Annotated in this window: 31 protein-coding genes and 1 pseudogene; 14 read left to right on the plus strand and 18 right to left on the minus strand. The window is 72.8% G+C overall.

Annotated elements, in window-relative coordinates; translation table 11 throughout:
• Window positions 1-56: 56 nt before the first annotated feature.
• Together ADK67_RS39275 and ADK67_RS39280 are read right to left on the minus strand one after the other, a co-directional pair.
• Window positions 57-326 (minus strand): hypothetical protein, encoded by a 270-nt coding sequence (locus ADK67_RS39275; protein WP_053721662.1) that lies wholly within the window; start codon window positions 324-326, stop codon window positions 57-59.
• On the minus strand, window positions 323-718 hold the full coding sequence (locus tag ADK67_RS39280; protein WP_053721663.1) for a DUF948 domain-containing protein: 396 nt from the start codon (window positions 716-718) through the stop codon (window positions 323-325). The genes ADK67_RS39275 and ADK67_RS39280 overlap by 4 nt, the downstream gene beginning before the upstream one ends.
• A gap of 270 nt (window positions 719-988) precedes the next feature.
• Here ADK67_RS39280 and ADK67_RS39285 point away from each other — a divergent pair, with 270 nt between their 5' ends.
• From ADK67_RS39285 to ADK67_RS39305, 5 genes are read left to right on the plus strand one after another with little or no spacing between them, the layout of a single operon-like run.
• Window positions 989-2374, plus strand: a complete 1386-nt coding sequence (locus tag ADK67_RS39285; RefSeq protein WP_053721664.1) for a pyridoxal phosphate-dependent decarboxylase family protein — start codon at window positions 989-991, stop codon at window positions 2372-2374.
• Entirely contained in the window at window positions 2371-4041 is a 1671-nt protein-coding gene (locus tag ADK67_RS39290) for an IucA/IucC family protein (RefSeq protein ID WP_053721665.1), read from the plus strand. The genes ADK67_RS39285 and ADK67_RS39290 overlap by 4 nt, the downstream gene beginning before the upstream one ends.
• Entirely contained in the window at window positions 4038-4616 is a 579-nt protein-coding gene (locus ADK67_RS39295) for a GNAT family N-acetyltransferase (protein WP_053721748.1), read from the plus strand. The genes ADK67_RS39290 and ADK67_RS39295 overlap by 4 nt, the downstream gene beginning before the upstream one ends.
• On the plus strand, window positions 4613-5881 hold the full coding sequence (locus tag ADK67_RS39300) for a lysine N(6)-hydroxylase/L-ornithine N(5)-oxygenase family protein (protein WP_053721666.1): 1269 nt from the start codon (window positions 4613-4615) through the stop codon (window positions 5879-5881). Before ADK67_RS39295 ends, ADK67_RS39300 begins: the two co-directional genes overlap by 4 nt.
• A complete protein-coding gene (locus ADK67_RS39305; protein WP_063797880.1) occupies window positions 5874-7631 on the plus strand; it encodes an IucA/IucC family protein in 1758 nt (585 codons plus the stop codon). Before ADK67_RS39300 ends, ADK67_RS39305 begins: the two co-directional genes overlap by 8 nt.
• A 50-nt stretch (window positions 7632-7681) precedes the next feature.
• On the opposite strand, the gene ADK67_RS39310 is transcribed toward ADK67_RS39305, so the two are convergent.
• From ADK67_RS39310 to ADK67_RS39335, 6 genes are all read right to left on the minus strand, one after another.
• Complete coding sequence (locus ADK67_RS39310) at window positions 7682-8407, minus strand: SAM-dependent methyltransferase (protein WP_053721667.1); 726 nt, start codon at window positions 8405-8407, stop codon at window positions 7682-7684.
• Window positions 8404-9336 carry a DUF6346 domain-containing protein gene (locus ADK67_RS39315; protein WP_157621377.1) on the minus strand — a complete coding sequence of 311 codons (933 nt, stop codon included), beginning with the start codon at window positions 9334-9336 and terminating at the stop codon, window positions 8404-8406. Before ADK67_RS39315 ends, ADK67_RS39310 begins: the two co-directional genes overlap by 4 nt.
• Window positions 9333-10451, minus strand: a complete 1119-nt coding sequence (locus ADK67_RS39320; protein WP_053721669.1) for a WXG100 family type VII secretion target — start codon at window positions 10449-10451, stop codon at window positions 9333-9335. The genes ADK67_RS39315 and ADK67_RS39320 overlap by 4 nt, the downstream gene beginning before the upstream one ends.
• Window positions 10448-10750 carry a hypothetical protein gene (locus ADK67_RS39325; protein WP_053721670.1) on the minus strand — a complete coding sequence of 101 codons (303 nt, stop codon included), beginning with the start codon at window positions 10748-10750 and terminating at the stop codon, window positions 10448-10450. The genes ADK67_RS39320 and ADK67_RS39325 overlap by 4 nt, the downstream gene beginning before the upstream one ends.
• Window positions 10747-11265: a YbaB/EbfC family nucleoid-associated protein gene (locus ADK67_RS39330; protein WP_053721671.1), complete on the minus strand. Its 519-nt coding sequence runs from the start codon at window positions 11263-11265 to the stop codon at window positions 10747-10749. The genes ADK67_RS39325 and ADK67_RS39330 overlap by 4 nt, the downstream gene beginning before the upstream one ends.
• A 133-nt stretch (window positions 11266-11398) precedes the next feature.
• Window positions 11399-12733 (minus strand): replication-associated recombination protein A, encoded by a 1335-nt coding sequence (locus tag ADK67_RS39335; protein ID WP_442974230.1) that lies wholly within the window; start codon window positions 12731-12733, stop codon window positions 11399-11401.
• Between the two features lie 102 nt (window positions 12734-12835).
• On the opposite strand from ADK67_RS39335, the gene ADK67_RS39340 reads away from it, so the two are divergent.
• From ADK67_RS39340 to ADK67_RS39355, 4 genes are read left to right on the plus strand one after another with little or no spacing between them, the layout of a single operon-like run.
• Window positions 12836-13597 (plus strand): transglycosylase SLT domain-containing protein, encoded by a 762-nt coding sequence (locus tag ADK67_RS39340; protein WP_053721750.1) that lies wholly within the window; start codon window positions 12836-12838, stop codon window positions 13595-13597.
• A complete protein-coding gene (locus ADK67_RS39345; RefSeq protein ID WP_053721673.1) occupies window positions 13597-14616 on the plus strand; it encodes a CHAP domain-containing protein in 1020 nt (339 codons plus the stop codon). Before ADK67_RS39340 ends, ADK67_RS39345 begins: the two co-directional genes overlap by 1 nt.
• Window positions 14613-14891 carry a hypothetical protein gene (locus ADK67_RS54885; protein WP_053721674.1) on the plus strand — a complete coding sequence of 93 codons (279 nt, stop codon included), beginning with the start codon at window positions 14613-14615 and terminating at the stop codon, window positions 14889-14891. The genes ADK67_RS39345 and ADK67_RS54885 overlap by 4 nt, the downstream gene beginning before the upstream one ends.
• Complete coding sequence (locus tag ADK67_RS39355; protein WP_053721675.1) at window positions 14879-15133, plus strand: hypothetical protein; 255 nt, start codon at window positions 14879-14881, stop codon at window positions 15131-15133. Before ADK67_RS54885 ends, ADK67_RS39355 begins: the two co-directional genes overlap by 13 nt.
• Window positions 15134-15331: 198 nt before the next feature.
• On the opposite strand, the gene ADK67_RS39360 is transcribed toward ADK67_RS39355, so the two are convergent.
• The gene (locus ADK67_RS39360; RefSeq protein WP_053721676.1) at window positions 15332-16087 is read right to left on the minus strand and encodes an ESX secretion-associated protein EspG; all 756 of its coding nucleotides are present in this window, start codon (window positions 16085-16087) and stop codon (window positions 15332-15334) included.
• Window positions 16088-16160: 73 nt separating this feature from the next.
• On the opposite strand from ADK67_RS39360, the gene ADK67_RS39365 reads away from it, so the two are divergent.
• Window positions 16161-16910 carry a helix-turn-helix transcriptional regulator gene (locus tag ADK67_RS39365; RefSeq protein ID WP_231648576.1) on the plus strand — a complete coding sequence of 250 codons (750 nt, stop codon included), beginning with the start codon at window positions 16161-16163 and terminating at the stop codon, window positions 16908-16910.
• On the opposite strand, the gene ADK67_RS39370 is transcribed toward ADK67_RS39365, so the two are convergent.
• Genes ADK67_RS39370 through ADK67_RS39390 form a run of 5 tightly spaced genes read right to left on the minus strand, consistent with a single transcriptional unit; the run spans window position 16837 to window position 19948 of the window.
• The gene (locus ADK67_RS39370) at window positions 16837-17373 is read right to left on the minus strand and encodes a hypothetical protein (protein ID WP_231648577.1); all 537 of its coding nucleotides are present in this window, start codon (window positions 17371-17373) and stop codon (window positions 16837-16839) included. The genes ADK67_RS39365 and ADK67_RS39370 overlap by 74 nt on opposite strands.
• 29 nt (window positions 17374-17402) lie before the next feature.
• Entirely contained in the window at window positions 17403-18041 is a 639-nt protein-coding gene (locus tag ADK67_RS39375; protein ID WP_053721679.1) for a hypothetical protein, read from the minus strand.
• Window positions 18034-18300: a WXG100 family type VII secretion target gene (locus tag ADK67_RS39380; protein WP_053721680.1), complete on the minus strand. Its 267-nt coding sequence runs from the start codon at window positions 18298-18300 to the stop codon at window positions 18034-18036. The genes ADK67_RS39375 and ADK67_RS39380 overlap by 8 nt, the downstream gene beginning before the upstream one ends.
• Window positions 18297-19490 carry a PPE domain-containing protein gene (locus ADK67_RS54890; protein WP_053721681.1) on the minus strand — a complete coding sequence of 398 codons (1194 nt, stop codon included), beginning with the start codon at window positions 19488-19490 and terminating at the stop codon, window positions 18297-18299. Before ADK67_RS54890 ends, ADK67_RS39380 begins: the two co-directional genes overlap by 4 nt.
• A complete protein-coding gene (locus tag ADK67_RS39390) occupies window positions 19487-19948 on the minus strand; it encodes a hypothetical protein (protein ID WP_053721682.1) in 462 nt (153 codons plus the stop codon). Before ADK67_RS39390 ends, ADK67_RS54890 begins: the two co-directional genes overlap by 4 nt.
• A gap of 386 nt (window positions 19949-20334) precedes the next feature.
• Between ADK67_RS39390 and ADK67_RS39395 the strand changes: the two genes are divergently transcribed.
• The 4 genes from ADK67_RS39395 (at window position 20335) to ADK67_RS39410 (ending at window position 24033) form a co-directional block, all read left to right on the plus strand.
• Complete coding sequence (locus ADK67_RS39395) at window positions 20335-20910, plus strand: uridine kinase family protein (protein ID WP_231648578.1); 576 nt, start codon at window positions 20335-20337, stop codon at window positions 20908-20910.
• Between the two features lie 28 nt (window positions 20911-20938).
• Complete coding sequence (locus ADK67_RS39400; protein WP_053721684.1) at window positions 20939-21358, plus strand: SRPBCC family protein; 420 nt, start codon at window positions 20939-20941, stop codon at window positions 21356-21358.
• 113 nt (window positions 21359-21471) lie between these two features.
• Window positions 21472-22764, plus strand: coding sequence for an MFS transporter (locus ADK67_RS39405; protein ID WP_063797881.1), 1293 nt, complete (start codon window positions 21472-21474; stop codon window positions 22762-22764).
• 90 nt (window positions 22765-22854) lie between these two features.
• Entirely contained in the window at window positions 22855-24033 is a 1179-nt protein-coding gene (locus ADK67_RS39410; RefSeq protein ID WP_082404483.1) for a lytic polysaccharide monooxygenase auxiliary activity family 9 protein, read from the plus strand.
• 27 nt (window positions 24034-24060) lie between these two features.
• Here the strand turns inward: ADK67_RS39410 and ADK67_RS53010 are convergent, their stop codons facing one another.
• From ADK67_RS53010 to ADK67_RS39425, 4 genes and pseudogenes are all read right to left on the minus strand, one after another.
• A complete protein-coding gene (locus tag ADK67_RS53010; RefSeq protein ID WP_053721752.1) occupies window positions 24061-24843 on the minus strand; it encodes an energy-coupling factor ABC transporter ATP-binding protein in 783 nt (260 codons plus the stop codon).
• A 15-nt stretch (window positions 24844-24858) separates the two neighbouring features.
• Window positions 24859-25497 (minus strand): annotated as a pseudogene (cbiQ, locus tag ADK67_RS53015) (cobalt ECF transporter T component CbiQ); the annotation flags it as partial.
• A complete protein-coding gene (locus ADK67_RS39420) occupies window positions 25494-25796 on the minus strand; it encodes a PDGLE domain-containing protein (RefSeq protein ID WP_053721685.1) in 303 nt (100 codons plus the stop codon). The pseudogene cbiQ and the gene ADK67_RS39420, both read right to left, overlap by 4 nt.
• Window positions 25793-26464 carry an energy-coupling factor ABC transporter permease gene (locus tag ADK67_RS39425; RefSeq protein WP_053721686.1) on the minus strand — a complete coding sequence of 224 codons (672 nt, stop codon included), beginning with the start codon at window positions 26462-26464 and terminating at the stop codon, window positions 25793-25795. Before ADK67_RS39425 ends, ADK67_RS39420 begins: the two co-directional genes overlap by 4 nt.
• Between the last annotated feature and the right edge of the window lie 180 nt (window positions 26465-26644).

A 26644-nucleotide genomic window follows, 5' to 3' on the forward strand; every position in this document is an offset into this window, starting at 1 on the left:
GGGTCTTGTCCTTCGGGAGTGTGGAAAGTCAGGGCGCGGCTAGGCGAACGAACGACCTACCTGGCGTCGTTCGCCCTGCGCGCTCGCCGACCCGGCGTGAAGCCCGTCTGACGTTCCACGGTGTCCTGCAACTCCTGTTCGCGCTCCGACATTCCGGCGCGCACCTCGGCGCCGAACGAGCCGACGGCGCTCGCCAGCTCGCGCAGGCCCTGGCCGACGTTCTCGCCGATGCCGGCGGGCGTGGCGGCGTGCGCGGCCTGGCCCGCCTTGCGGGCGGCGAAGACGCCGGCGGCGATGCCGAGCCCGAACCAGAACAGCCGCCTCATCGCCTGCCCCTGCGTCGAGTGTGCTTGCTGGGAGCCTCCTTGGCCGCGCGCCGGGCGCGGATGGCCTTGCTGACGCCGTAGGACAGCGCGGCGGCCTTGACCAGCGGCCCGCCCAGCGTGGCGGTGAACAGGGAGGTGAGCGCGGAGACGTTGCCGGTGACCGCGCGGGCGTTGGCGGTGATCCCGTCCACCCGCTCCAGCTGCGTGTTCACGTGCGTGATCGTCGTGTTCGCGCCGGTGAAGATCGGGTCGCTGTTCTGGTGCGCCTTGCGGATGGCGATCGTGGCCTCGTCCAGCGTCCGGCCCAGCTTGATCAACGGGATCGCCAGCAGGAGCACAAGCAGCACGAACGCGCCGGCGGCGACCAGCGCGGCGATCTGCCCTGGCGACACGGATCCTCCTGGTGGATTGCAAGGCTCAAGGTGGTGGCCAAGGTTACCGCGACCGCGTCGGGGCCTCCGAACGAGATCAGGGCAGGGCTGTGCCACGTGGTGGGACGCCGCCGCCAAGACCCCCCATTTGGCGTCGATTCGATCGTGGTCGCGGCGGCTAGCGTTGGTGACGCGAGTGATCGTCACACCACGGATGGTCACGGAGGGCTTGACACACACCACACCGAGTAGATGAGGTAAGCCTAACCTTAGTCGATCGTCGGAGGTGCCGTGTTCGCCGTCAGTTCCTCCGGACGACCGATCCCGCCGGGCAGGCCCGTCGACGTGCTGGCCAGGGCACGCCGGGTGCTCGGCGAAATGCCCGAGCACGGCATCGGCGCGGACGCCGCGCTGGCCCGCGTCACGACCGCGCTGGCCGACGGCGGGATCGACCTGACGAGCCCGTTCGCCGCCGCCCACCTCCAACCGCCGCCGCTGGCCGTCGCCGTCACGGCCGACGCGCTCGTCAGCGCGGGCAACGCCTCCCTGGACACCTACGACTCCGGCCCGGCCGCCCTCGCCGTGGAGCGGTGGGTCGTGGCGGCGCTCGCCAGGCTGGCCGGGTTGGGCGCCGACGCCGACGGCGTGTTCACCCCCGGCGGCACGCTGTCGAACCTGACCGCGTTGCTGCTGGCCCGGGACGCGGCGGCGGCCCGGCTCGGCCTGGACGTGCGGTCCGACGGGGTGGGGGCGCTGCCCGACCCGGTGGTGCTCTGCTCGGAGCTCGCGCACTTCTCGGTGGCGCGGGCGTGCGCGGCGCTGGGCCTCGGCGAGCACGCGGTGCGCACGGTGTCGGTGGACTCGCGGCGGCGGATGCGGCCGGACGCGCTGGCGTCGACGCTGCGCGCGGGCGGCACGCCGGTGGCCGTCGTGGCGACCGCGGGCACCACGGACTTCGGCTCGGTGGACCCGTTGCCGGAGTTGGCGGAGATCGCCCGCGAGCACGGAGTGTGGCTGCACGTGGACGCCGCCTACGGGTTCGGCGCGGTGTTCTCGGCGAAGCTGGCCGGTCTGGTGGACGGGCTGGCGCTGGCCGACTCGGTGACCGCGGACCTGCACAAGATCGGCTGGCAGCCGGCGGCGGCGAGCGTGCTGCTGGTGCGGTCGGCGTCGCTGTTCGGGCCGCTGGAGCGCTCGGTGGCCTACCTGAACCCGGAGGACGACCGGGCCGAGGGCTACGACGGCGCGCTGGGCCGGTCGTTGCAGACCACGCGCCGGCCGGACGCGGTGAAGGTGGCCGCGACGCTGCTCGCGCTGGGCCGGGCCGGGCTGGGCGCGCTGGTGGACCGGTGCCACGAGCTGGCCGGGCACGCCGCCGCGCTGATCGCCGCCGACCCGTCGTTCGAGCTGGTCGGCGGCGCGACGCTGACCACGGTGGTGTTCCGCTACCGGCCGGCCGACGACTCGCTGGCCGACGAGGTGAACGCGCGACTGCGCCGGGCGTTGCTGCGCGCGGGCTCGGCGCTGATCGGCCGCACCGAGGTGGACAAGGTGACGTGCCTGAAGCTGACCCTGCTCAACCCGAACGCCCGGGAGGCGGACCTGGCCGCCCTGCTGACCCTGGTCCGCGAAGCCGGTTCCGCCGCCGAACGACGACTCGTGGAAGGAGCGGCATGACACCCGATCCGCTGGAGGGCGACCCCAGGTCGACCGCGGAGCACGCGCACCTGGAGGCGTTGTTGCGCTGTTGGGTGCGGGAGCGGAACGCGCCGGTGGCCGACCGGGTGCGGGTCGACGTGCTCGGGCTGCCGCTGGAGGCGGAGGTGCGGTACGCGTCGCCGACCGGGCGGCACCGGTTCGGGCCCGTGACGCTGGCCGGTCGACCGGCCGACCCGGTGGTGGCGGCGGCGCTCGTCGGAGCCGAGTTGGCCGGCGGGGAGCGGGCGGCTCGCGAGCACGTGGCCGACCTGGTGGAGCGCACGGCCGAGTCGGTGCGCCGGGTGGCGGAGTTCGTCGACTACCGGCGTCGTGAGCCCGTCGGGCCGGCGGACCGGTTCCTGGACAGCGAGCAGCGGTTGCTGCTCGGGCACCTGCACCACCCCGCGCCCAAGAGCCGGGACGGCCTGTCCGACGCCGACAACGCCCGGTACGCGCCGGAGCTGCGCGGCTCGTTCCCGCTGTTCTGGTTCTCGGCGGCGCGCGAGGTCGTGTCGCACGGCTCGGTGGCCGGCCCGGACGCGGTGACGTTGATGTCGACGCTGGCCGGCCGCGACCCCGAGCCCGGCCGGGTGCTGGTGCCCGCGCACCCGTGGCAGGCGCACGACCTGCTGAGCAGGCCGCGGATCGCGTCGCTGGTCTCGCGCGGGCTGCTGGAGCCGCTCGGCGAGTTCGGGCCGGCCTGGTCGCCGACCTCCAGCCTGCGCACGGTGTACCGGACCGGCGCGCCCGTGATGCTGAAGCTGTCGCTCGGCCTGCGGATCACGAACTCGCGGCGCGAGTCGACGTCCACCGAGCTGCGCCGCGGCTCGGAGGTGCACCTGCTGCTGGAGTCCGGCTACGCGAGCGGCACGGAGAAGGCGCACCCCGAGTTCAGCGTCGTGCGCGACCCGTCGTGGCTCGCGGTGGACGAGGGCGGCGAGGTCACCGGGCTGGACGTGGCCGTGCGCGAGGTGCCCGAGGACATCGGCGACTCCCGCTGCCTGGCCGGCATGGTCGCGCCGCGGCCCGGCATCGGGCGTTCCCTGCTGGGCGAGCTGGTGCTGCGGCTCAACGCGGCCGAGTGGGTCGCCGACTACACCGACCGGGTGCTGGTGCCGATGCTGCGGCTGTACGCGGAGACCGGCATCGGGCTGGAGGCGCACCAGCAGAACACGCTGGTCCGGCTGGATCCGGCGGGCCGGGTGGTCGGCGGGCGCTACCGGGACAACCAGGGCTACTACCTGGCGTCCTCGCACCTGCCGCGCGTCCTGGAGCGGCTGGGCGTCGAGGAGTCGACGCTGGCCGTCGTGGACGACGCGATCGTGGACGACCGGCTCACCTACTACCTGCTGCGCAACCAGGCGTTGGCGGTGATCGGCTGCATCGGGGTGGAGGGGCTGGCCGACGAACGGGACCTGCTCGGCGTGATGGCGGCCCGGCTGGAGGCGGCGCTGCCCGCGCTGGCCGAGGCGGGCCCGGACGGCGACCGGCTGGCCCGGCGGTGGCTGGAGGCGGACGTGCTGCCGTGCAAGGCGAACCTGCTGACCAGGCTGGAGGGCATCGACGAGGTGCTGGCGCCGCTGGACGCGCAGTCGGTGTACTTCGACGCGCCCAACCCGTTGAGGGAGGGCAGGTGCGCCCCGTGACCCACCTCGACGCCTACCGGCCCACCGACGACCTGTCGGCCGTGCCCGGTCCCCCGCTGCCGGCGCTCACCGGCGGCTGGCGGGCCCGCGTGGTCGACCCGGACACCCGCGACCTGGACCTGGTGCACCGCTGGATGCAGGCGCCGCACGTGGTCGCGTTCTGGCACCAGGCGTGGCCGCGCGAGCAGTGGGCGGAGGAGCTGCGGCGGCAGCTGTCCGGGCGGCACTCGCTGCCGGTGCTGGTGAGCCGGGGCGAGGACCCGGTGATCTACCTGGAGGTGTACCGGGCGGCACGGGACGTGGTCGCGCAGGTCTACCAGGCCCGACCGCACGACATCGGGCTGCACGTCGCCGTCGGCGAGCTGTCGATGACCGACCAGGGGCTGGTGCGCGAGCTGCTGCCGCTGGTGACCGCGGCCCTCTTCGACGCCGACCCGCGGTGCACGCGGGTGCTGCTGGAGCCGGACGTGCGCAACCGGCGGGCGATCGCGTCGTTCACCGCGGGCGGGTTCGCGCCGGTGGGCGAGGTGTTGTTGCCGGACAAGGTGGCCCTGCTGATGGTGCGCACGCGATGACACCCGTGGACGTGGTGGCGATCGGGTGCGGTCCGTTCAACCTCGGGCTGGCCGCGCTGGCGTCGACGGTGGACGACCTGGACGTGGTGGTGCTGGAGGCGCGGCCGGAGCTGCGGTGGCACAGCGGGGTGATGTTCGGTGACGCGGTGCTGCAGGTCAGCTTCCTGGCCGACCTGGTGACGTTGGTCGACCCGACGCACCCGCTGTCGTTCCTGGCCTACCTGCGTGACGCGGACCGGCTGTACCCGTTTTACGTGCGGGAGAGGTTCCACCCGACCCGGCGCGAGTACGAGGACTACCTGAGGTGGGCGGCGTCCCGGCTGCCGGTGCGGTTCTCGCACGCCGTGACGTCCGTGCGGTGGGAGGGCGACCGGTTCGCGGTGTCGGGGCAGGGGTTCTCGGTGGACGCGCGGCACCTGGTGCTCGGGGTGGGCACCACGCCGTCGGTGCCGCCCGCGTTGGCCGGGCTCGGCGAACGGCTGGTGCACAGCTCGGACTACCTGCACCGGTCGCCGTCCGCCGAGCGGGTGACCGTGGTCGGGTCGGGGCAGTCGGGTGCGGAGATCGTGCTCGACCTGCTGCGGCGCAACCTCGACGGCGGGCCGGCGGTGACGTGGCTGACCCGCACCCCGGTGTTCGCGCCGCTGGACTACACCAAGCTGGTGCTGGAGATGACCACGCCGTCGTACGTGCGGCACTTCCACTCGTTGCCGCAGGACCGGCGGGACGCGTTGCGGGCCGAGCACTGGCGGCACTACCGGGCGATCTCGGCGGAGACGTTGGAGGAGCTGCACGACCTGCTGTACCGGCGGGAGTGGGAGCACGGGCTCGCGCCGGTCGAGCTGCGGCCGGGCGTGGCGGTGGTGTCGTCGTCGGTCTCCGGCTCCGAGGTGGTGCTGACGTGCGCGCACCGGGACACCGGGCGGACGTTCCGGCACCACACCGACCTCGTCGTCGCCGCCACCGGGTACGAGCAGGCGCCGACGCCGTTCCTGGAGCCGTTGGAGCCGTTCGTGCGGAGGGACGCGCACGGCCGGTACGTCGTGGCGCTGGACCACTCGATCGCGCTGGACCCGTCGATCACTGGGCGGGTGTTCGTGGCGAACGCCGACCTGCACAGCCACGGCGTGGCCGCGCCCGACCTCGGCATCGGTGCGGTGCGCAACGCGACCATCGTCAACGCGGTGACCGGCCGCGAGGTCTACCCGCTGCCCAAGCACACCGCCTACACCAGCTTCACCGCTCCGGGAGACGACGTTGACTGACCTGTGGCGCGAGTGCTCGGCGGCGTTGCTGGCGAAGGCGATCGGCGAGCTGTGCTTCGAAGGGCTGCTGACCCCGACGGCGCTCGACGAGCCCGGCTACGAGCTGCGGTTCGACGACGCGGTCTACGTTTTCTCCGCGAGGCGGACGGCGTTCGGCGGGTGGGCGGTCGAGCCGGGGTCGGTGCGGCGGGCGGCGGCCGGGATCCTCGGTGACGACGTGGTCGAGCCGTGCGACGACGTGCAGCTGTTCGTGGTGGACGCGTTCCGGCACCTGCGGGTAGACCCGGCCACGACCGCCGGTTTCCTGGCCGAGGTGACCGCGACCCTGGCCGCCGACGTGGCGCTCGCGTCGACCGCGCGACCCGCGGCGGAACTGGCGCCGTTGCCGCAGGCCGAGCTGGACGGGCACCTGACCGGGCACCCGTGGCTGATCGCGAACAAGGGCCGGGTCGGGTTCTCGGCGGACGACGTGGCGCGGCACAGCCCGGAGGCGCGCACGCCCGTGCGGCTGCCGTGGCTGGCCGTGCACCGGGGGCTGGCGGAGTTCCGCGGCACGTCGTCGCTGTCCGAGGAGGCGGTGCGGGCGCGGGAGCTGGACCCGATGACGGTCGAGCGGTTCACCGAGTCGTTGCAGGAGGCGGGGGTCGACCCGGAGGCCTACGTGTGGCTGCCCGTGCACCCGTGGCAGCTCGACCACGTGGTGCGGACGTTGTGGGCGCCGGAACTGGCCACCGGCCGCATCGTGGAACTGGGCGAGTCGCCCGACTGGTACCTGCCGACCCAGGCCATCCGGACCATGTCCAACGTGGACTCGCCGGCCCGGTACCAGGTCAAGCTGCCGCTGCGGGTGCTGAACACGTCCGTGTACCGGGGCATCCCGCCGCACTGCACGCTCGCCGCGCCGGTCGTCACGCAGTGGCTGTCGGGTCTGTGGGCGGCCGACAAGCTCATCGGCGAGTGGGGCACCGAACTGCTGGGCGAGGTCGCTTCGGTGACCGTCCGGCACCCGCAGCTGTCGCGCGCGGGCGCCGTGCCGTACCAGTGGCTGGAGACGATGGGGTGCATCTGGCGTGCGCCGGTGGCGTTGCGGCTCGGTGAGCGCTCGTGGTCGTTGGCGGCCTTGCTGCACGTGGACCGCGCCGGTCGGCCGCTGGTGCTGGAGTACATCGGGGCCACCGACCCGGCGGCGTGGTTCGCCGCCCTGCTCCGCGCCCTGCTCCGGCCGCTGCTGCACGTGCTCTACACGTACGGCATCACGTTCAACCCGCACGGCGAGAACGTCGTCGTGATCACGGACGCCGACGGTGTGCCGGTCCGGGTGGCGCTGCTGGACCTGGTGGACGACGTGAACGTGTCGGTGGACCGGGTGCCGGCGCGTGGGCTGGAACCGGACGCGCACGACCCCGTGCTGCCGCGCAAGCCGTGGCCGATCCTGCGCCAGTACGTCGTGGACGCCCTGCTGGTCGGCGTCTTCCGCCCGCTGTCGGCCCTGATGCCGTTGCCGGAGGAGCGTTTCTGGGGCATGGTCCGGGGCGAGGTCGACGCCTACCGGGACCACTTCCCCACCCTCGCCGACCGGATGGACGAAGGCTCCCTGACCGCCCCGGAGTTCCTCCGCTACCCGCTCAACGGCTACCGGATCACCCTGGGCTACCAGGACCTGACCGCGCGGCCCCCGGTCCCGCAGACGGGCACCCTGCCCAATCCCCTGCACTCGGTGACACCGATCCCCCCGGCGGACGGCTGGTGAAGATCGGCCGCCTCGTCCGGTATCCCCGGCCGGGCGAGGCGGCCGGGGTCCTAGAGGCGGGCCAGGGTCAGGTAGGCCAGGCCGAACTCGCCCCGGTAGCCCTTGAGCCAGCCGTCGCGGTGGTCGTCCACGATCGCGCGGACCTCGTCGGCCTTCGGGTCGTCCGGGTTCGCCAGCAGCCAGCGTTCCCGGGCCGCGCACCAGCGGGACTCGAAGCTGTCCCACTCGTCCTGGTTGGCGGTGGTGACCGACAGCAGGCGGTAACCGCAGGCCATCGCCAGGTCGACCAGCTCGGCGAGGGTGCCGAAGTCCTCCTCGCCGAAGATCTCCAGCGACTTCGGGCCGGGCGCCCGCTCCCAGAAGCCGTCGCCCAGCAGGAGCGTGCCGCCGGGGCGGATGCGGGCGCGCATGGCGTCCAGGGTCTCCTTGGTGCCGCCCCAGGCGTGCGACGCGCCGATCGAGATCGCCACGTCCGCGGGCTTTGCCTCCCAGCTGGTGACGTCCGCCAGTTCCAGCGTGACGCGGGACGCCAGCCCCCTGGCCTCGACGTTCGCCCGGCCGCGGGTGATGGCGTAGTCGTCGCTGTCGACGCCGAGGCCGCGGGCGTTCGGCTCGTGCTCCACCGCCCTGAGCAGCAACTCCGCCCACCCGCAGCCGTAGTCGACGACACGTTCCCCGGGCCGCAGGTGCAGGCTGCCGATCAGGTCGTAGGCCTTGGCGTCCGAGAGCGGGGAGTTGAAGTCGAGCAGGGCGTGACCGTTGAGCGGGGCGTTCATCCGGCCATGATCGCGCCTCCGCCTTCACGGGCATAACTGATTTCGCCGTTGTCGCGCAGCGCGGCGTCGATGCTCTCGACCTGCTCGTCCCCGAACCGGCCGATGGTGACCACCTCGCCGACGTGCGGGTGAATCGCCAGGACGCCGCGCTTCGACAAGCCGACGTGGCGGATCTCATGCCAGGCGAGGCTCCTGCCCTTGCCGAACTTCAGCCCGTGCGGCGTCACGGTGACGTGCGGCGCGAAGATCCCCCGGCGCAACGAGTTGCCGACGATCAGCAGGATCACGGCATAGGAGGCCACCGCCGAGTTGGTCTCGAAGCTGTAACCTTGAAATGCCCACTCGGTGCTTTGGGACGCCACGACGATGGCGAGGAGCAACGCGAAGCCCCGGATCTTCCAGTTCACCCACTGCTTGCGCTTGCCCCAGATGAGCACTTCGCCGCTGTCGCTCTCGGGTGTCGGCTTCACCTTGTTCAGCGCGTTCCTGGCCAGGAAACCGGTCAGCACCAACCACAGCAGGCCGAACGGCAGCGCAAGCCAGCCCCAGTTCTTCAAGGGCTGATCGGCGCCCCGCTCGTAGGAAACCCGCCCGCGGCGCTCGTCGTTGTCCCTGATCGGGACCTGCTTGCCGATGTCCTCGGGACTCAGGAAGTCCACCGGGCGGAACGCGGGATTGCCGAAATCGCCCTGGAATCCCACGTGGATCTCCGCCATGCACCGGTACCAGTAGCCGAACCCGTTGGTGCTGACGGGCCCATGCCGGTTGCATTCCACGGCGACGGCGTACATGCTGCGAACCTGCCGGTCAGGACCGTACTGACCAGCGAATTGGTGGATGATGGTCGCGCAGAGCAGGAAACCGAGCACCGGCATGACGATCAGTGCGAAGAATCCCGGCAGCGCCTCTTTGAGAGCGGCTCTCCTCATCGGCCCTGTTCTTCCCTCCGCTGGGCGGCGGCACGCCGTTCCGCTTCGTCCCGCCGGGCGTCCACCCGCTTTTCCGCTTCGTCCGACTTCTCCTCCGCCGCCAACTTCTGCCAGGTGAGCCAGCCACCGTCGTCACCGACCTTGGCGCCTTCCTTGACGACCTCGAAGCCGAGTTTGAGCGGGAAGTCCCTGGGCAGCCCGGTCAGCCCGTCCACGATCGCCTGCTTCGCCTCGCCGAACGCGTCGCGCGCGATCGTCCCGACGGGGATACCGGTGGCGCCCCGGTTGACGAAGTCGTCAACGCGCTTCAGGTCCGCCGCCTGACTTGCCTTGAGCGCGTCGATGAAGGTGTCGCCACGGCGGGCCAGCGCCTGCTGCGCCCTTCCCAGCAGGCCTTCCAGCCAGTTGAACAGGCCGCCGGCCTTGTTGAACACCCTGGTGAGCTTCTGGCACATCTCGATCGCCTTGGTGGCGAACCTGACCGCCATCGGCACGCATTCGGCGATCGCTCCCGCGACACCGGCCCCGAACGCCGCCACGGCGGGGACCCAGCGCAGGCAGATGCTGATCAGCTTGCCGACCGCCTCCGTGATCAGGTCCCGCACGATGTCGCGCACGACCTTCAGGACGGTCTTGCAGGTCATGATCAGCACGGACATGCCGCGGGCCGACTCCGCGACCGCCCCGTAGGTGGCCGCACGGTCGGCGCTGAACGCGCGGTAGGCGTCCGAGTCGCGACCCTCCCACGCGGCGGTGTCGTTCTTCACCGCGTTGCCGAGGTCCGTGGCCGTTTCGGTGAGGTGGTCCGAGACCGACGCCCAGGTCTTGGCCATGCCGTCGAGCGTCTGCTGGTCACCGACCAGCCAGTCCAGCGGCTCGCGCAGGAAGTCGACGTGTTCGATGAGCCAGCCGAAGCCCGCGCTGAGAAGTCCGGCGATCGGGTCCATCAGGAACTGGGCCACACCACCCAGCGCACCGACGGTGTTGGCCAGTCCCTCGGCCCAGTCACCCTTGGAGAAGGTCTTGACCGCCTCGGTCGCGTCGTGGAAGAGGCCGGCGCCTTCGGTGGGCGCGGTCTCTTCGCCTTTGCGGACGAGGGGGTTCGGCGCGTTCATCCGTTGTGCATCCCGTCGAAGATCTCGGACTGGGTCTCGTCGTGGTCGCGCACGTGCTCGCGCCACCCGTCGAATCGGGTCACGTGGTCCGCGGCGGCGTCGACGGCTTCGCGCAGGGTGGTCATGGCGCTGTGCTGGGCCGCTCCGCAGATGGCCGCGAGAGGGGTGCCGAGCAGGCCGAACGCCTCCGGGTGCGAGGTGGCCTGACCCGCGTCCGCGGCGATGCCGACTCGTTTGGCCACGTCACGCAGCCTCGTGGCGTGGGACTCCATCTCCGCGAGGTCGATGTCGTAGGTCATCGCAGGAACCCGCCCTGGCTGAAGTCGTCGTCATCCGGTCGCTGGTGCCGCGGGCGCGGTTGGCGCGGTGGCAAAGGCGGAGGTGGCGGAGGTGGCGGTGGGGTGTCGTCCTCGACCGGGCCGAACCGGAGTTCGGCGCCGTAGCCACCGGCCGGCGGCGGGGGTGGCGGTTGGGCGCTGCGCAGCCGGTCCACCATGAAGTCCATCGCCTGCGAGTCGCCGCCGAGCAAGGGCGTCATCGCCTCCTGCACGGTCGCCGCCACGCGGCTCTGCGCGGCCTGCACGACGCGCAGCACCTCCTGCGCGACGGCCTGGCCGTCCTTGCGCTGCAACGCGGCGCCGAGGTGCAGGTCGACGAGGTTGCCCGCGTCGTTGACGGTCACCGTGATCTGCCCGTCGGCGCTCCGCTCGGTCACCCGCAGGCCGGCCATGGTCTCGCGGATGGCCTCGCTCTTGCGCTGCGCCTCGGCGAGCTTGCCCTCGTACTGCCTGAGCAAGTGCTCCGGATCGGTCATGTTCGCCCCCTTCATCCCTTCCCCCAGGTCATGGCGGAAGGTAGTGGGGCGACAGCGGTGCGTGCCCGGCGTTCGGCACGGTTGGCTCATTGATCACAACGGGGTATCCGGGCAAACCGGACACCCCCGAGGGTCACTCCTCGCCGCGGACGACCTTGCGCAGCTTCGGGAGGCGTTCGGCGATCACGCGTTCGACGCCCCGGCCGGTCGGCTGGTAGTAGTCGCGGCCCACCAGGTCGTCCGGCGCGTACTGCTGGGTCAGCACGCCCTCCGGCACGTCGTGCGGGTACCGGTAGCCCTGGGCGTTGCCGAGCTTCGCCGCGCCCGCGTAGTGGCCGTCGCGCAGGTGCGCGGGCACCGAGCCGATCGCGCCCTTGCGCACGTCCGCCATGGCCTCGCCGATCGCGGTCGTCACGGCGTTCGACTTGGGGGCGGTGGCGAGGTGGATGGTGGCCTGGGCCAGGTTCAGCGCGCACTCGGGCAGCCCGATCAGCTGCACGGCCTGCGCCGCCGCCACGCACGTCTGCAACGCGGTCGGGTCCGCCATGCCCACGTCCTCGCTGGCGTGGATGACGAGCCGCCGCGCGATGAACCTCGGGTCCTCGCCCGCCTCGATCATCCGGGCCAGGTAGTGCAGCGCGGCGTCCACGTCCGAACCGCGGATCGACTTGATGAACGCGCTGGTCACGTCGTAGTGCTGGTCGCCCTGCCGGTCGTAGCGCACGGCCGCCTTGTCGACCGTCGCCTCCAACGTCGGCAGGTCGAGCGAGCCACCCGGGCCGACCGCGTCGGCCGCGGCCTCGAGTGCCGTGAGCGCGCGCCGGGCGTCACCGCCGGCCAGCCGGACCAGGTGGTCCTCGGCGTCCTGCGCGACGGTGATCGTGCCGCCGAGGCCGCGTTCGTCCTCGACCGCGCGCTTGACCAGCACGCGCACCGCGTCGTCGGTCAACGGCCGCAGCTGCAGCACCAGCGACCGGGACAGCAGCGGCGACACGACGGAGAAGAACGGGTTCTCCGTGGTCGCCGCGACCAGCAGCACGATCCGGTCCTCGACCGCGCCGAGCAGCGCGTCCTGCTGGGTCTTGGAGAACCGGTGCACCTCGTCGATGAACAGCACGGTCGACTCGCCGGAGCGGACGAGGCGGCGGCGTGCCTCCTCGATGACCGCGCGCACCTCCTTCACGCCCGCCGACAGCGCGGACAGCGCGGCGAACCGCCGACCCGTCGCCTGGGAGACGAGCGTGGCCAGCGTCGTCTTGCCGGTGCCCGGCGGGCCGTAGAGCATGACCGAGGCGGGCGACGAGCCCTCCACCAGCCTGCGCAGGGGCGCGCCCGGTCCGAGCAGGTGGTCCTGCCCGACCACCTCGTCCAGGGTGCGCGGGCGCATCCGCACGGCCAGCGGCGCGTTGGCGGCGATGCGCGCCGCCTTCTCCTCCGGGTCGACGCCGAACAAGCCGTCGTCGAACAGCCCTTCGTTCACGTGTTCGACTGTAGCTCCCCTGTGCACAGCCGCTGTCCGAGCGTGCAACGGCGGTTCCGCCGCAGGTCGGGGACGGTGCAGGGTGACGGCATGAGCAAGCTGAGTCCGGAGCAGATCGCCCGGCACGCGCACGACGCGGGGTTCCGCGGGCAGGACCTGACGATCGCCGTGGCGGTCGCGCTGGCCGAGTCCGGCGGCGACCCGCGGGCGCACAACGCCACCCCGCCGGACAACTCCTACGGGCTGTGGCAGATCAACATGCTGGGGTCGATGGGGCCCGCGCGGCGGCGCGAGTTCGGGCTGGAGTCGAACCGGGAGCTGTTCGACCCGGCGGAGAACGCCCGTGCGGCGAACAAGATCTCCGGGGACGGGCAGTCGTGGACGCCGTGGACCACGTACACGAGCGGTGCGTACAAGCGTCACCTGGACGAGGCGCGGCGTGGCGTCGAGGGGATGAAGCGGGGCGGCTCGCAGGGTGGGTCCGGCGGCGGCTCACGCGGTGGCGGCTCACGCGGTGGCGGCGGGTTCTCGGTGGACCTGGGCGTGCTGCGCGACTACGCGCGGCGGACCCGGAACTCGGCCGACGACCTCACCGCGCTCGGTCGGCGGCACGTGCGCGAGGTGCGGGAGATCGCCGACGACAGCTTCGGGCGCATCGGCAAGCAGTCCGGGTTCGCCGACGCGTTGGACAACTTCGGCGCGGCCCTGCGCAAGCAGGTCAAGGCGGTCGCGCACAACACCGACGCGCTGGCCACGTCCGCCGGCCGGTCCGCGCGCGCGTACCAGGAGCAGGAGGACGACATCGCCGGCTCGCTGCGCGGCAAGGTCGTCAGCGGCGGAGGGGAAGGGTAGTGGACACCCGGGAGATGGCCCGGCACTTCGCCGAGAGCATGATCGGCCACCGGAACTCGTTGGCGGGCAAGGCCGAGGACGCGGTGAAGGTCCAGTACGCGCTGCACCAGACCGCGGCCGGCCTCACCGACCGGCACGAGGACCAGCGCAAGGCCGCCCGGACCGTGCTGGAGCACTGGAAGGGCGACAACTCCGAGGGGTTCGAGAAGCGCTCGAACCGGCTCGGCAGGCAGCTGCGGGTCACCGCCGACGCCGCCCGTGACGCGGAGAAGATCGTCGCGGGCGTCACGAGCGCGTTGACGACCGGGCACACGCGGGCGCGGCAGGCCGTGGACGAGTACCTCGACCGGGCGGCACGGCTGCTGGACGCGGGCAAGGCCGTCGGCACGCAGGCCGCGCTGCTCAAGGCCGTGGCGGAGGCGGCAGACCTGGAGCCCCGGTACACCAAGGAGACCACCGCGGCCGTCCGGCACGTGCGGGGCGAGCTGGAGGACGCCGCGCGCAAGCTGCGCGCGTTGGAGAAGGACGTCGAGCACGACGGCGTCGCGGACGGCCGGGCCGAACGCACCCGCGGCGGCACGAAGCCGTCCGGCGCCCGTGCCCGCGGCCGTTCGCGGACGATCATCTCGGCCGCACGGCGTGAGCTGGGCACCCGCGAGAACCCGCCGGGCAGCAACCGCAACCCGTACGGGCCGACGGCGGCGTGGTGCTCGTCGTTCGCCACAGCGATGTGGCGCAAGGCGGGCGTGGACATCCCGCTCCTGCCGTTCACCGGCGACGTGTTCCGGTGGGGGCAGCGAAACGGGAAGGCTTACACGTCGTTGAGCGCGGTGAAGCCGGGTGACGTGCTGCTGTTCGGGAGCGGGCCGAGCAGCCCGGCGACCAGCACGCACATCGGGATCGTGGAGAAGGTCTCCGGCGGGACCGTGACGCTGATCGAGGGCAACTCGGGCGACAGCGTGCGGCGGAACACGCACCGGCTGAGCTCTGGGACGTTCTACGGAGGGGTGCACCCGTGATCACGGGGAACGCGCACGACCCGGACACGGGGATTTCGGTGGAGGTCGGTCCCGGCGGCGGGTTGCGGGACCTGGTGCTGGACTCGCGGTCGTTGCGGCTGGGGCAGTCGGGGTTGGCCCGGGCGATCCTGGCGTTGGTCGACACGGCGACGGCGCGGGCGAACGCGCGGGCGCGGCACGTGGTCGGTGACGAGGTGTCGGCGTTGGGGCTGGACGTGCGGGCGAAGCTGGTGGAGTCGGTCGAGGACACGACTCCCGAGACGTGGCGGGTGTGATGGGGCTCGGTGAGCGGTTGGACGCCGTGCGGCGGGAGGCTTCGGCGTCGGGCGTGACGGTGGTGGTCGACCTGCACGGGAAGCTGGTGGACCTGTCGTTCACGCGGGAGGCGTTGACCCTGCGTCCCGCCGCGTTGGCCGGCCTGATCCGCGAGTTGACCGACGAAGCCGCCGCCGCGGCCGTGGCCGAGGGCATGTCGATCGTCGCCGACGTCGTGCCGCCGGACCTGCTCACGTCCTGAGCGTTGAATTCAGGGCACCTGAACGTAGGACTCTCGCGACGCGAACGTAGGACTCTCGCGTCCTGAACGTTCGACACGCGCGTCCTGAACGTAGGACACGCGCGTTCTGAACGTTCGACACGCGCGTTCTGGACGTAGGACACGCGCGAGAGTCCTACGTTCAGGGGGCGAGAGTCCTACGTTCGGGGGTGCCGAGTTCTACGTTCGGGACAGCAGGGTGGTCAGGTGGCGGGTCAGCCACGGGGTGTCGGCGGGCGAGAGGTGGACCCACTCGGTGTGGTGGGACTCCTCGGTGGTCATGGCGTAGCGGCCGGCGGCGGTTTCGGTCCAGCTCAGGACGCGGGAACGGCCGCGTGGACCGGTGGCGGCCAGTTGACCGGTCGACTTGCGCGGCGAGTCCACCAGCGTGGTGATCGACCGGGTGGCGCGGCCGGTGATGTCCGCCTGGGCCAGGGTGCGTTCCAGCGCGGCGTGGCCCGACTGGGCGTAGGCGTCCATCGCGGCGGCGAACACGGACCTGGGCATCCGCACCTGCTCGCCGGGGCCCGCCGGCGCGTCGCCGATGACGCGCGTGATCGCGGACGCCAGGTCGGTGATCGGCTCCAGCGCCACCTCGCGGTCGTTCAGCACGGCCAGCACGCCGCGCCCGCCCCGGGCCGTCGCCAGCACCCGCCACGGGTACGGCCGGAACACCAGCGCGTCCACGGAGACGTCGCCGTGCGCGAGCAGCGTGAACAGGTCCTCCAGCTCCGGCGAGACGTCCGCGCCGTCGGCCAGCCCGGCCTCCGTCAGCGTGCGCAGGACTTCGGCGCCGAGGGCGTCCCGGTCGTCCATCGTCCCGCCGTGCGACGGCACCTCCAGCGGGTAGGGCGGCTCACCCGCGCCCAAGTCCTCCCACAGCAGGTCGAACTCCAGGTGGGACAGGACGACCGCGGTCGCCGAACGTCGCGCCATGACGCCAGAAGGTAGCGGCCGGACGGTGTCTCGCGGGGCAGGTTCGGCAACACCGGTGGCTACGCTGCTCCCCGTGGACGTCGCCGGCGGGTTCCTGACTGTGCGGGCTTCCGGTGCGGCGGCGGCCAAAGCCGCGCTCAGCGGGGGTGCGTCCACCCCGGAGCACATCCAGTTGCTCGTCGGCTGCACGGTCGCCGGCGGGGTGCCCGGCAACGGCGCCGCACTTCGGTTTCCCGATTGCGCGCTGCACGTCCTGCCCGACGTGGTGATGCTGACCGTGGCCGAGGCACGGCTCACCGTCGGCTTCGGCGAGCTCAAACCGCTGATGTTCCAACCGGTCCCTGTCGACGCCGCGCTGCACGCGGTGTTCTCCGCCGCGGTGGCCCACGTGCTCGCCGCCGCGCACGCCCTCGACCCGCACGGCCTGTCCCACCACTTGCTCGGCCTGGCCGAACTCGTGCTGCGCAGCGCGCTGCGGGCCGAGCTGGAACGCGTGGACTCCCTGGTGGCACGGCGGCGCGAGGCGTTGGAGTACATGCGCGAGCACCTGGCGGACCCGGCCCTGAGCGCGGACCGGGTCGCCGAGGCGTTGTTCATCTCGCGCCGCCGCCTCTACCAGCTGTTCGACGACGGGCAGGGCGTGTCCGAGCGCATCCGCGGCCTGCGGATCGACCGGGCCAAGGCGTTGCTCGCCGACCCGGCGAAGGCGGCGCGCGGGATCGGCGAGATCGCGAAGGACTGCGGTTTCGTCAGCGCCGCGCACTTCTCCCGGACGTTCCGCCAGGTGGTCGGGCAGACGCCGAGCGAGTTCCGTAACCGCTGAACTCGACGCCCGAGACGAACCGGCCCGCGATGCCCGCCACCTCCAGCCAACCGCGCCCGGTCGGCGAGTGCAGCGTGAACACCGCGATCCGCGGGTGGTCCGGGTCGCTCACGACGACCTGCAGCTGGGCGCCCGGCCCGGTCACCGGGATGCGTTCCACGATCACCACCGGGTAGCCGGTCGCCGTCTCGCCGCGGGTGACCTCGCGGATCGACGGGCCGTCGAGGTGGAAGCCCAGCTCGCCGGCGTCGGTCGGCCGGTCGACCGGCACCACGCCGGCCATCAGCAGCGCCGGGTCCGCGTCCCGGTGCTCGACCACGGCCAGCAGGCCCGCGCCGTGCCGGTGGGCCAGTTCCGCGGCCTGCGTGGCGGACACCTCCAGCCCGGGGTCGCGGGTGCCTTTGAGTCGTCGCAGCACGGCTAACAGTTCCGCCGCGGTGCGTTCGGGAGTGCCGAGTGCCACCGGGGTCACCCCCGGCACGGGAGCGAGTCTCACCCCAGGCCCGCCCGGAACGCCGCCGCCGCGCCCCTGGTGGACGCGGGTCGAGGTGGGCCGAGCAGCACGGACGCCAGCTCGGCGGTGAGGGACGAGAAGCTCGTCAACGTGTCCGCGATGACCGTCGACGGCTCCTCCGCGCGCAGCCGGTCGGCGACCCGCCTGGCCTCCGCGCGGTGGTCGCGCTCCAGCAGCCGGGCCTCCTCCAGCACGTCGTCCAGCTGACGGCGCAGCTCGTCGTGCCGCGCCACGGCCCGGTCGTGCGCCTCGCCGTCGGCGGCGGTGAAGGACGCCATCGCGCCCGTCCGGTCGAGCTCGTCGGACGCCTCCGCGAGCGCACGCCGCAGACCGAGCGCGCGCCGGTCCAGCTCCTCGGCCCGCCGCTGGTTGCCCAGCAGCGTGGTGGCCCAGCCGTCGAGCACCTCGGCCGCCGCCCGCATCGCGCGCCGCACCGCCGTCAGCTCCGACACCACCGCCTCCAACCGCGTCCTGAACCCGTCCGCCGCCGCGCCCGTCCACGGTTCCGGCGGCGTGCCGGGGACCGTGAGGGGTGTCGAGAACCGCTCGCTCGCCGCCGCCACCGCACCCGCGTGGCCCGGCGCGGGATCGAAACCGAGACCCCGGTAGTCAGTCATGGCGCAGCTCGTCGGCCTGCCGATAGGTCTCACCCGCCGCGCGCAACGCGTCCGCGACGGCGTCCAGCTCGATGCCGCGCAGCACGCCGACCCACTCGGCCGCCAGCTGCTCGGCCGCCTCGGTGACGCCTTCCGGCCCGAGGTCGCCCGACGGCTGCTCCAGCGTGGCCGCGGCGGCGCGCACCTCGTCGGCCACCTCGTCCAACCGCCCCGCGAACGCGGCCAGCGCGTCCGGGTCGACCTGGTAGCCGCCGCTCATTCGCCGAGCACCGGCGGGAACGCGGGCGGCAGGTCGTCGAGCAGGTCGAGGCCGTTGTCGTAGCGGTTGCGGTGCTCGCCGTCCTCCTCGCGGTTGCCCGGCGCCATCGGCGGGTACATGCCGAAGCCCTGCGGGCCGCCCACGCCGACGACCGGTCCCACGCCACCGCGGGCCGCCGCACCGCCCGGCACCGCGCCGAGCACACCGGACGCGCCACCCGGGCCGAAGCCGTGACCACCGCCGCCGACCCCGCCGCCGATCCCGTGGCCGACGCCCTGACCGTGGCCGAACGAGCCGCCACCCGGACCGAACCCGGACTGCGAGCCGAACCCGCCGGGACCTCCCTGGCCACCGGGGCCGGGCGCGCCGGCGGCGGCGACGGACGTCGTGCCCTCGCCAGGCCGCACGCCGGGCTGGAGAGGTGCGGGGTCGGCCGGGCTGACGGGCCTCTCGTGGACCGGAGGCGGCGCGGTCCACGGCGCGGGCAGCGGCACGGGCCGGTAGTCCGACGTCGGCTGCGTCACCGCCGGCGCCTCGTCGAACACCGGCAGCTGCTTCCCGATCCCGTGGCTGGCCGCCTCGTACTGCTCCATCACCCGGACCGCCCGGTCCATGGCCTCCTGCTGCTCGCGCTTGTCCGGCAGGTGGTCGTCCAGCAGCTGGTCGAGCATGTACGCGCCCTGCGGCCCGTCGAGCGCGGTGACGTCGTACCCGGCGCGGAACCACTTCTCGGCGTCGGGGTGCACCGGCTCGGGTATCGCCCGGGCCGCCTCCTCCACCGCCGACGTGTAGCCGTCGAGGCCGGCGCCGACCTGGGCCGCGTGCCGCGACGACTCGACGCCCCACTTCGTCAGCTCCGACGCGGACGCGGCCGCCGCCACCGCCGACGGCCCGCGCCACGACAGCACGAGGTTCTGCACGATCTTCTGCACGTCCGCGGTCGCCTGGTCGATGTCGGCCGCCAGCCGCTGCCACTCGTAGGTGCGCGTGGCCATCTGCGCGGCGTCGGCCGACTTCACCATGTCCCAGAGCTGCCGGTGCGTGTACGCCCGCCAGTTGATCTCGCCGAAGCTGTCCGGGTCGCGGTTGGCCCGGCGCTGCTTCACCCGCTTCGCGTTGCGCCGGCGGGTGGCCGGCGAGTAGTCGTGGAAGTCGGACCAGTACCCGCCCTTGCGCTCGCGCTCGTTCACCGGAGCCGCTCCAGGTCGTGCCGCACCTGCTCGTCCTGCGCCTGCTGGGTCTTGGCCACCTGCTCCAGCGAGTCGCGCAGCAGCGTCAGCTCGCGAAGGTACGACCGCAGCGCCGTGCGCACACCGCCGCCGACGTCGCCGCCGCGCAGGCCGAACGCCCGGCGCATGTTCAGCGCGACCGGGCCCTTGCCGTCGCCGAGCGGCTGCTCCATCTCGCGGTCCGCGCGGGACAGCAGCTCGGTCACCACGCCGTGCAGCCGTTCGAGGTCGGACGCCGCCGTGGTGAAGGAGGCCAGGTCCAGCTCGATGAAGTCACCGCCCTCGGCGACCACGCCCGCCGCGCCCGCGCCGGTCGGCCCGGACACCACCGGCACCGCGACCGCGCCACCGCGCCGCTCATCGCGCAGCTCTTCGCGCATCCGCCTGGCGTCCTCGACGCCCCGCACCCTCACGACCATGGAGCACATCGTGGTGTGCCCGCGCGCGGGTGACCAGACCGGGTGCACAGCGGGAGCAGCGGCGGTGCACGATCGGACAAGCCCGGCACGTGATCCGGCCCGGCCGAGCGCGCCCGCCACACGGCCAGTCCCCCGCTGCCAGGCGCGATTCCGACCCGCCGATCACGCGCGGCCGAACCCGGCCGGCGGTGCACGGACCGACAAGCCGAGACCTCAGCCGGCCGTGCGCGATCCAGCCGACCGGCCGGGCACGGTCCGACAAGCCGAACCCCGCCGGTCGTACGAGCCGACCCGGCGTGATCGGACCTGGCCGGCGGTGCGTGAGCCGGGCAGGTGCTGTGCGAAAATCGTCCCCCGTGCCGTCACCTGCCGTTCACGCGCGCGCCGTGTTGCTCGCCGGCCCCTCCGGTTCGGGCAAGTCCACCCTCGCCGAACGCCTCGGCCTGCCCGTGCTGCGGCTCGACGACTACTACCGCGAGGGCGACGACCCGCTGCTGCCCCGTGACGAGGCCGGCCGCCCGGACTGGGACGCCGAGGGCTCCTGGAACACCGCAGACGCCCTGGCCGCGGTGGTCGAGCTGGCCACCACCGGCACCGTCGAGGCGCCCGTCTACGTGCTCGGCGAGGACCGGCGGGTCGGCTGCCGCACGGTGACCGCGCCCGGCCTGTTCATCGCCGAGGGCCTGTTCGCGGACCGGCTGGTGGCGGGCTGCCGCGAGGCGGGCGTGCTGGCCGACGCCCTGGTGCTCGCGCCGAACGCGGTGGTGACGTTCGCCCGCCGGTTCGCCCGTGACGTGGCCGAGGCGCGCAAGCCGGTGCCGCTCCTGGCCCGCCGCGGCCTGCGGCTGCTGCGCGAGCACTCCGGCGTGGTGCGCCGGTGCGTGGACGCGGGCATGCGGCCGGTCCGCCCGGACCGCGTGGAACTCGCCACGATCGGGGGCATGGCGCCCGCGGCGGTGTAACCCGGACGTGTCGGGGGTACCTGCCGGCATGGCTGAGTTCGAGCACGAGCAGACGGTGCCGGTCGACGCGCGCGTGGTGTTCGACCTGGCCCGGGACGTGACCGCGATGGAAGCGTGGCTGCCGGACGGGCTGCAGGTCGAGCCGAGCGGCCCGGAGCGGATCACCGGACGGGTGTCGATGGGCGACGAGATCGACGAGGCCGAGGGCTACCTGGCCGCGGACCCCGAGCAGCGCAGGCTGGAGTGGGGCGACCTGGAGGGCGGCGGCTACTCGGGGTGGCTCCAGGTGGACGACGAGGGTCCGGGCCGCAGCCGCGTGGTGCTGCACCTGGACGTCGCCGGCGAGCACCGGGCGGCGGTCGGCGGCGAGGCGCACGAGATCACCGACGAGCACCTCGTCCAGGCCCTGAGCCGGCTCGCATCGCTTGCGACACAAAGCGTTACGTGACCGTTTTCACTGATCATCAAGTTTGAACGCGGAAAAGCGACACCTAGTGTGAACGCCGTTCACCTGGGCACGTCTGCACGTCGAGGCCCCGGATCACTTTCAAGGGAGCTTCGATGTTCCGCGCTTTGCGGAGCCGCAACTACCGCCGCTGGGCGTTCGCCGACCTGATCTCGGTGACCGGCTCGTGGATGCAGTTGATCGGTCTCAACTGGGTCGTGCTCGACCGCACCGGCTCGGCCACCTCGGTGGGCATCTCGGTGCTGCTGGGCACCCTGCCGTCGGTGCTGCTCGGCCCGTGGGCCGGCTCGCTGGCCGACCGGCTGCCGGTGCGCCGGATCATCCTCGCCTGCCAGGCGCTGCACGCCGTGCTGGCCGCGGTGCTGGCGCTCGTGGTGTGGCAGGGCGCGTCCATCACGGTGGTGTTCGCGCTGACGTTCGCGGCGGGCCTGGTGTCGGTGTTCGACCTGCCCGCGCTGGGCCGGTTCGGCGCGCAGGTGGTGCCCCGGGAAGACCTGGGCAACGCGGTCGCGCTCGGCTCGGTGCTCAGCTCGACCGGCCGCATCCTGGGCATGAGCAGCGCCGCGGTGCTGGCCGCCGCGCTCGGCTCACCCGCCCTGTTCCTGATCAACTCGGTCAGCTTCCTGGCCGTCATGGGCGCGGTGATGACCATCCGCCGCGCCGAGCTGCACCCGTTGGCGGCCAGCCCGGCCGACCGGGTCGGCGTGACCGCGGGCCTGCGGTACGTCGCGGCCAGCGGACGGCTGCTCCTGCTGTTCGCGCTCGGGTTCACGCTGTCCAGCCTCGGCCGCAACTACCAGGTCACGATGGCCGCGATGAGCCCGGACGCGACCGTCTACGGCCTGCTGTCGACGGTGTTCGCGATCGGCACCGTGGTGGGCGGGCTGGCCGCGGCGGCGCGCCGGACGCTGACCGTGCGGCTGCTGCTGGTGGTCGCCTGCGTGACGAGCCTGCTCCAGGTGACGAGCGGGTTGGTGCCGGGCATGCTCGGCTTCGCCATCGTGCTGCTGCCGATCGCGGCGGGCGCGGTCGTCATCGACACGACCATGAGCACGCGGATCCAGCTGGACACCGCGGACGGGATGCGCGGCAGGCTGCTGGCGGTCAACTCGGCCGTCGGCGCGGCGGCGGGCGCGGTGGGCGCACCGCTGCTCGGCTGGCTGTGCGAGCGGATCGGCGCGCCGGAGACGCTGGTGCTCGCGGGCGTGCTGACGCTGCTGGCGACGGTGTTCGCGGCGTCCGTGCTGGCCGCCCCGGCGCACCGCCGGACGGCGTTGGCGCACCGCGTGCTGCGCAGGCCGCACCAGCCGGCGCCGCCCGCCGGTCACCCGCACGGCCCAGTGCGCCCCGCGAAACGTCCGAGGCGGCGTGCGCGCGTCCGGGTGTAGCCGGGCGCGTCCGTAGAGCGGCACGCGCTGCGCCGCTGAGATGCACTGCGTAGTCGCCCATTCACAGATGAGATATGCGCGGTTACAGTCATGTCCTGTTCCTGGGAGCGCTCCCAGAACCTCAACGAGGAGGTGGACGACGTGACGGCCCGACGATGGATCGCGCTGGCCTCGGCCGGTGTGGCAGCCCTGCTGATCGCGACGCTCGTGAACGTGATCAGCCCGACCGCGGCGTCCGCGCACGGCGCCATGATGACGCCCGGCAGCCGGACCTTCATGTGCTGGAAGGACGGCCTGTCGCCGCAGGGCGACATCCGCCCGCAGAACCCGGCCTGCGCCGCCGCGGTCTCGTCCGGCGGCACCAACGCGCTCTACAACTGGTTCGGCGTGCTGCGGTCCGACGGCGCGGGCCGCACCAGCGGCTTCATCCCCGACGGCAAGCTGTGCAGCGGCGGCAACCCGACGTTCTCCGGGTTCGACATCGCCCGCAACGACTACCCGGTGACCCACCTCACCGCCGGCGCCAACTTCTCCTGGACCTACAACAAGTGGGCCGCGCACCCCGGCACGTTCCACCTGTACGTCACCAAGGACAGCTGGAGCCCGACCCGGCCGCTGGCGTGGAGCGACTTGGAGAGCACGCCGTTCCACAGCGTCACGAACCCGGCGAACAGCGGCCCCGTGGGCAGCGTCGACGGCAAGTACTACTGGAACGCGAACCTGCCGTCCGGCAAGTCCGGTCGCCACATCATCTACTCGGTGTGGACCCGCTCGGACAGCGCCGAGACGTTCTACAACTGCTCGGACGTCGTGTTCGACGGCGGCAACGGCCAGGAGACCGGCGTCGGCAACGGTGGCGGCACGACCACGACCACCACGACGACGACCACCACGTCGACCAGCACCAGCACGACCACCACGACCCCGACCAGCACCACGACCACGACGCCGAACAACCCGGGCGACCCGAGCTGCATGGCGATCTACAAGATCACCAGCTCGTGGTCGGGCGGCTTCCAGGCCGAGGTCGAGCTGATGAACCACAGCAAGAGCGCGTACAACGGCTGGACCGCCACCTGGACGTGGGGCGGCAACCAGGCCATCAACAGCCTGTGGAGCGGCGTCAAGTCCGGCTCCGGCACGCAGGTGATCGTCAAGAACGCGGCGTGGAACGGCACGGTGGCCCCCGAGACATCGGTGAAGTTCGGCTTCACGGCCAACTACTCCGGCACCAACTCGTTGCCCACGGTGACCTGCACCAGCCCGTGATCCCCCTGTCGGGCTGAGTCGGGAGAGCTACTCCAGGCGGAACCCGAACGGGAGCTCCAGCCGGTGCCGGGCGAGCAGCCCGGTGTCGGCCAGGAGCTCCCGCGTCGGTCCGTCGGCCACCACGACGCCGCCGTCGATCAACACGCTGCGCGGGCACAACTGCAAGGCGTAGGGCAGGTCGTGGGTGACCATCAGCATGGTGCGGTCCAACCGCAGCAGCACCTCGGCCAGCTCTCGGCGGGCCACCGGTTCCAGGTTCGCCGAGGGCTCGTCGAGCACCAGGATCTCGGGGTCGCAGGCCAGCACGGTGGCCAGCGCGACGCGGCGGCGCTGCCCGCCGGACAGGTGCAGCGGCGACCGGTCGGCGAACGCCTCCATGCCGACGGCGGCCAGCGCGCGCTCCACCCGCTCGTCCAGCTCCGCGCCGCGCAGCCCGAAGTTCGCCGGGCCGAACGCCACGTCCTGCCGCGCGGTGGGCAGGAACAGCTGGTCGTCGGGGTCCTGGAAGACCACGCCGACGCGGCGGCGGATCTCCTTGAGGTGCGCCTTCTCCACCGGCAGCCCGGCCACCTCGACCCGGCCGGAACCACCGCCCAGCACGCCGTTGAGGTGCAGCGCGAACGTCGTCTTGCCCGCGCCGTTCGGCCCGAGGACGGCGACGCGCTCACCGCGTTCCACCCGCAGGTTCACCCCGTAGAGGGCCTGGTGGCCGTCCGGGTACGCGTACGCCAGCTTCTCCACCACCAGCGCGGGCGCGGTCCGCCGAGGCTCGACGGACACCCCTTCCCCGGCGCCGCTCCCGTCGGGCATCCGGCCCGTCCAGCCGCGCGACACCATCGCCAGGTGCACCCTCTCGCCTCGTTCGTAGGACCGGATGAACAGGCTGCCGATGCCGCGCGCGGTCGCGCCGAGCTGCCAGAGGAACCTGGGGTCGTCGCCGCGGGAGATCCGGGCCACCCGCATCCGCCTGGCCTCGCCCACGATCACCTCGGCGTACCGCAGCATCAGCGTCGCGATGGTGATCAGCACCGACGGCAGCCGCAGCCGTTGCAGGCCGAGCAGCAGGTCCTGCGGCGCGGTGGTGGCGGCGAGCGTCAACGACGTGAGCAGCCCGAGCGTGCCCTTGACCAGGATGTTCCACCCGGCCAACGCGCCCTCCACCGAGACTGTCAGGCCGAGCACGTCCACCCGCTCCCCCGCGCCGGTGAACGGCAGCAGCACGGCCAGCAGCACGAACGGCACCTCGATCACCGACCGCGCGGCGAACCAGCGCACCGGCACGCGGGCCACCGCCCACACCGCCGTGAGCGCGAGCAGGTACGCGCCGAACGCCCAGAACGCCTCGCGCGGCGTGGCCACCACGCACAGCACCGCCACCACCGCAGCGACGATCTTCACCTGCGGCGCGAGGCGGTGCACCGGCGAGTCGCCCGGCCGGTGCAGGAAGCCGTGGCCCGCACTCACCCCGCGTCGGGCTTCGCGGCGGCCCCGGGACGCTTGCGCAGCAGCCAGAACAGCCCGCCCGCGACGGCCAGCGTGAGCACCACGCCGAGGACGCCCGCGAGGCCGGTGAACCGGTCGTCGCCGCCCAGCGCGTAGTCCGCCAGCGGCCACCCGGCCAGCGGGTGGTCCTGCGCGTGCTCGGCGATGCCGTGCTGCTCGGTCACGTGGTCCAGCCCGTCCGGGTCCGAGTCGGCGAAGTAGGCCACCACGCCCGCCAGCAGCAGGCTGACCACCGCGAACCCCACGAAGAAGCGCTTCACGCCCTCAACTCCAGCTTCTGCGGCACGCCGCGCAGCAGGTGCACCAGGTCGGGTCGGGCCGCCGCGACCGCGGTCACGGTCACCGCGGTGATCACGCCCTCGCCGATGCCGATCAGCACGTGCACGCCGAGCACCGCGGCGGCGACCGTGCCGAACGCGACACCGCCCTGGCCGCCGATCGCGTACTCCAGCACGAACCCGAACGACGCCAGCACCGTGTTGACCAGGGCGGACACGAACGCGACCGCGGCCAGACCGCCCTTGCCGCGGGTGGCGAGCCTGCGCAGCGCCACCGCCGTCAGGTAGCCGACCGCGGTGCCGACCAGGGCCATGTTGGTGACGTTCGCGCCGAGCGCGGTGATGCCGCCGTCGGCGAAGAAGAGGGACTGGACGACCAGCACGATCGTCACGCACAGCGCGCCGACCCACGGCCCCACCAGGATGGCGGCGAGGGCGCCGCCGAGCAGGTGCCCGCTGACGCCGGGCAGCACCGGGAAGTTCAGCATCTGGGTGGCGAACACGAACGCCGCCACCAGCCCCGCCATCGGCGCGGTCCTGTCGTCGAGGTCGCCGCGCGCCTTGGCCAGCGCCACCCCGACGCCCGCCACGGCCACCGCGACGAACAGCAACGAGGTCGGCGCGTTCAGCAGGCCGTCGCTCATGTGCATTGCTACCGGATCGGACACGCGCACCACGCTAGTTGCAACTACTACGCAATGGCCAGCTCCGTGCAACAACGATTCTGATCACACCACCGGGTGAATCGGGTCGTCCGGACAGGCGAGGTGGGTGGGCGACGCCCGACGAGGGGAAATCCCTGTCATCGAGCCCGGCGGGCCCGTCCACTG

The organism is Saccharothrix sp. NRRL B-16348, from assembly GCF_001280085.1.
GTDB lineage: Bacteria > Actinomycetota > Actinomycetes > Mycobacteriales > Pseudonocardiaceae > Actinosynnema.

Coding starts and splice junctions, on each gene's coding strand:
- ADK67_RS39275 (WP_053721662.1), bottom strand. CDS start 326: ATGAGGCGGCTGTTCTGGTTCGGGCTCGGCATCGCCGCCGGCGTCTTC.
- ADK67_RS39290 (WP_053721665.1), top strand. CDS start 2,371: ATGACACCCGATCCGCTGGAGGGCGACCCCAGGTCGACCGCGGAGCAC.
- ADK67_RS39300 (WP_053721666.1), top strand. CDS start 4,613: ATGACACCCGTGGACGTGGTGGCGATCGGGTGCGGTCCGTTCAACCTC.
- ADK67_RS39310 (WP_053721667.1), bottom strand. CDS start 8,407: ATGAACGCCCCGCTCAACGGTCACGCCCTGCTCGACTTCAACTCCCCG.
- ADK67_RS39315 (WP_157621377.1), bottom strand. CDS start 9,336: ATGAGGAGAGCCGCTCTCAAAGAGGCGCTGCCGGGATTCTTCGCACTG.
- ADK67_RS39320 (WP_053721669.1), bottom strand. CDS start 10,451: ATGAACGCGCCGAACCCCCTCGTCCGCAAAGGCGAAGAGACCGCGCCC.
- ADK67_RS39325 (WP_053721670.1), bottom strand. CDS start 10,750: ATGACCTACGACATCGACCTCGCGGAGATGGAGTCCCACGCCACGAGG.
- ADK67_RS39330 (WP_053721671.1), bottom strand. CDS start 11,265: ATGACCGATCCGGAGCACTTGCTCAGGCAGTACGAGGGCAAGCTCGCC.
- ADK67_RS39340 (WP_053721750.1), top strand. CDS start 12,836: ATGAGCAAGCTGAGTCCGGAGCAGATCGCCCGGCACGCGCACGACGCG.
- ADK67_RS39360 (WP_053721676.1), bottom strand. CDS start 16,087: ATGGCGCGACGTTCGGCGACCGCGGTCGTCCTGTCCCACCTGGAGTTC.
- ADK67_RS39375 (WP_053721679.1), bottom strand. CDS start 18,041: ATGACTGACTACCGGGGTCTCGGTTTCGATCCCGCGCCGGGCCACGCG.
- ADK67_RS39380 (WP_053721680.1), bottom strand. CDS start 18,300: ATGAGCGGCGGCTACCAGGTCGACCCGGACGCGCTGGCCGCGTTCGCG.
- ADK67_RS39390 (WP_053721682.1), bottom strand. CDS start 19,948: ATGGTCGTGAGGGTGCGGGGCGTCGAGGACGCCAGGCGGATGCGCGAA.
- ADK67_RS39400 (WP_053721684.1), top strand. CDS start 20,939: ATGGCTGAGTTCGAGCACGAGCAGACGGTGCCGGTCGACGCGCGCGTG.
- ADK67_RS39405 (WP_063797881.1), top strand. CDS start 21,472: ATGTTCCGCGCTTTGCGGAGCCGCAACTACCGCCGCTGGGCGTTCGCC.
- ADK67_RS39410 (WP_082404483.1), top strand. CDS start 22,855: ATGTCCTGTTCCTGGGAGCGCTCCCAGAACCTCAACGAGGAGGTGGAC.
- ADK67_RS53010 (WP_053721752.1), bottom strand. CDS start 24,843: ATGCCCGACGGGAGCGGCGCCGGGGAAGGGGTGTCCGTCGAGCCTCGG.
- ADK67_RS39425 (WP_053721686.1), bottom strand. CDS start 26,464: ATGCACATGAGCGACGGCCTGCTGAACGCGCCGACCTCGTTGCTGTTC.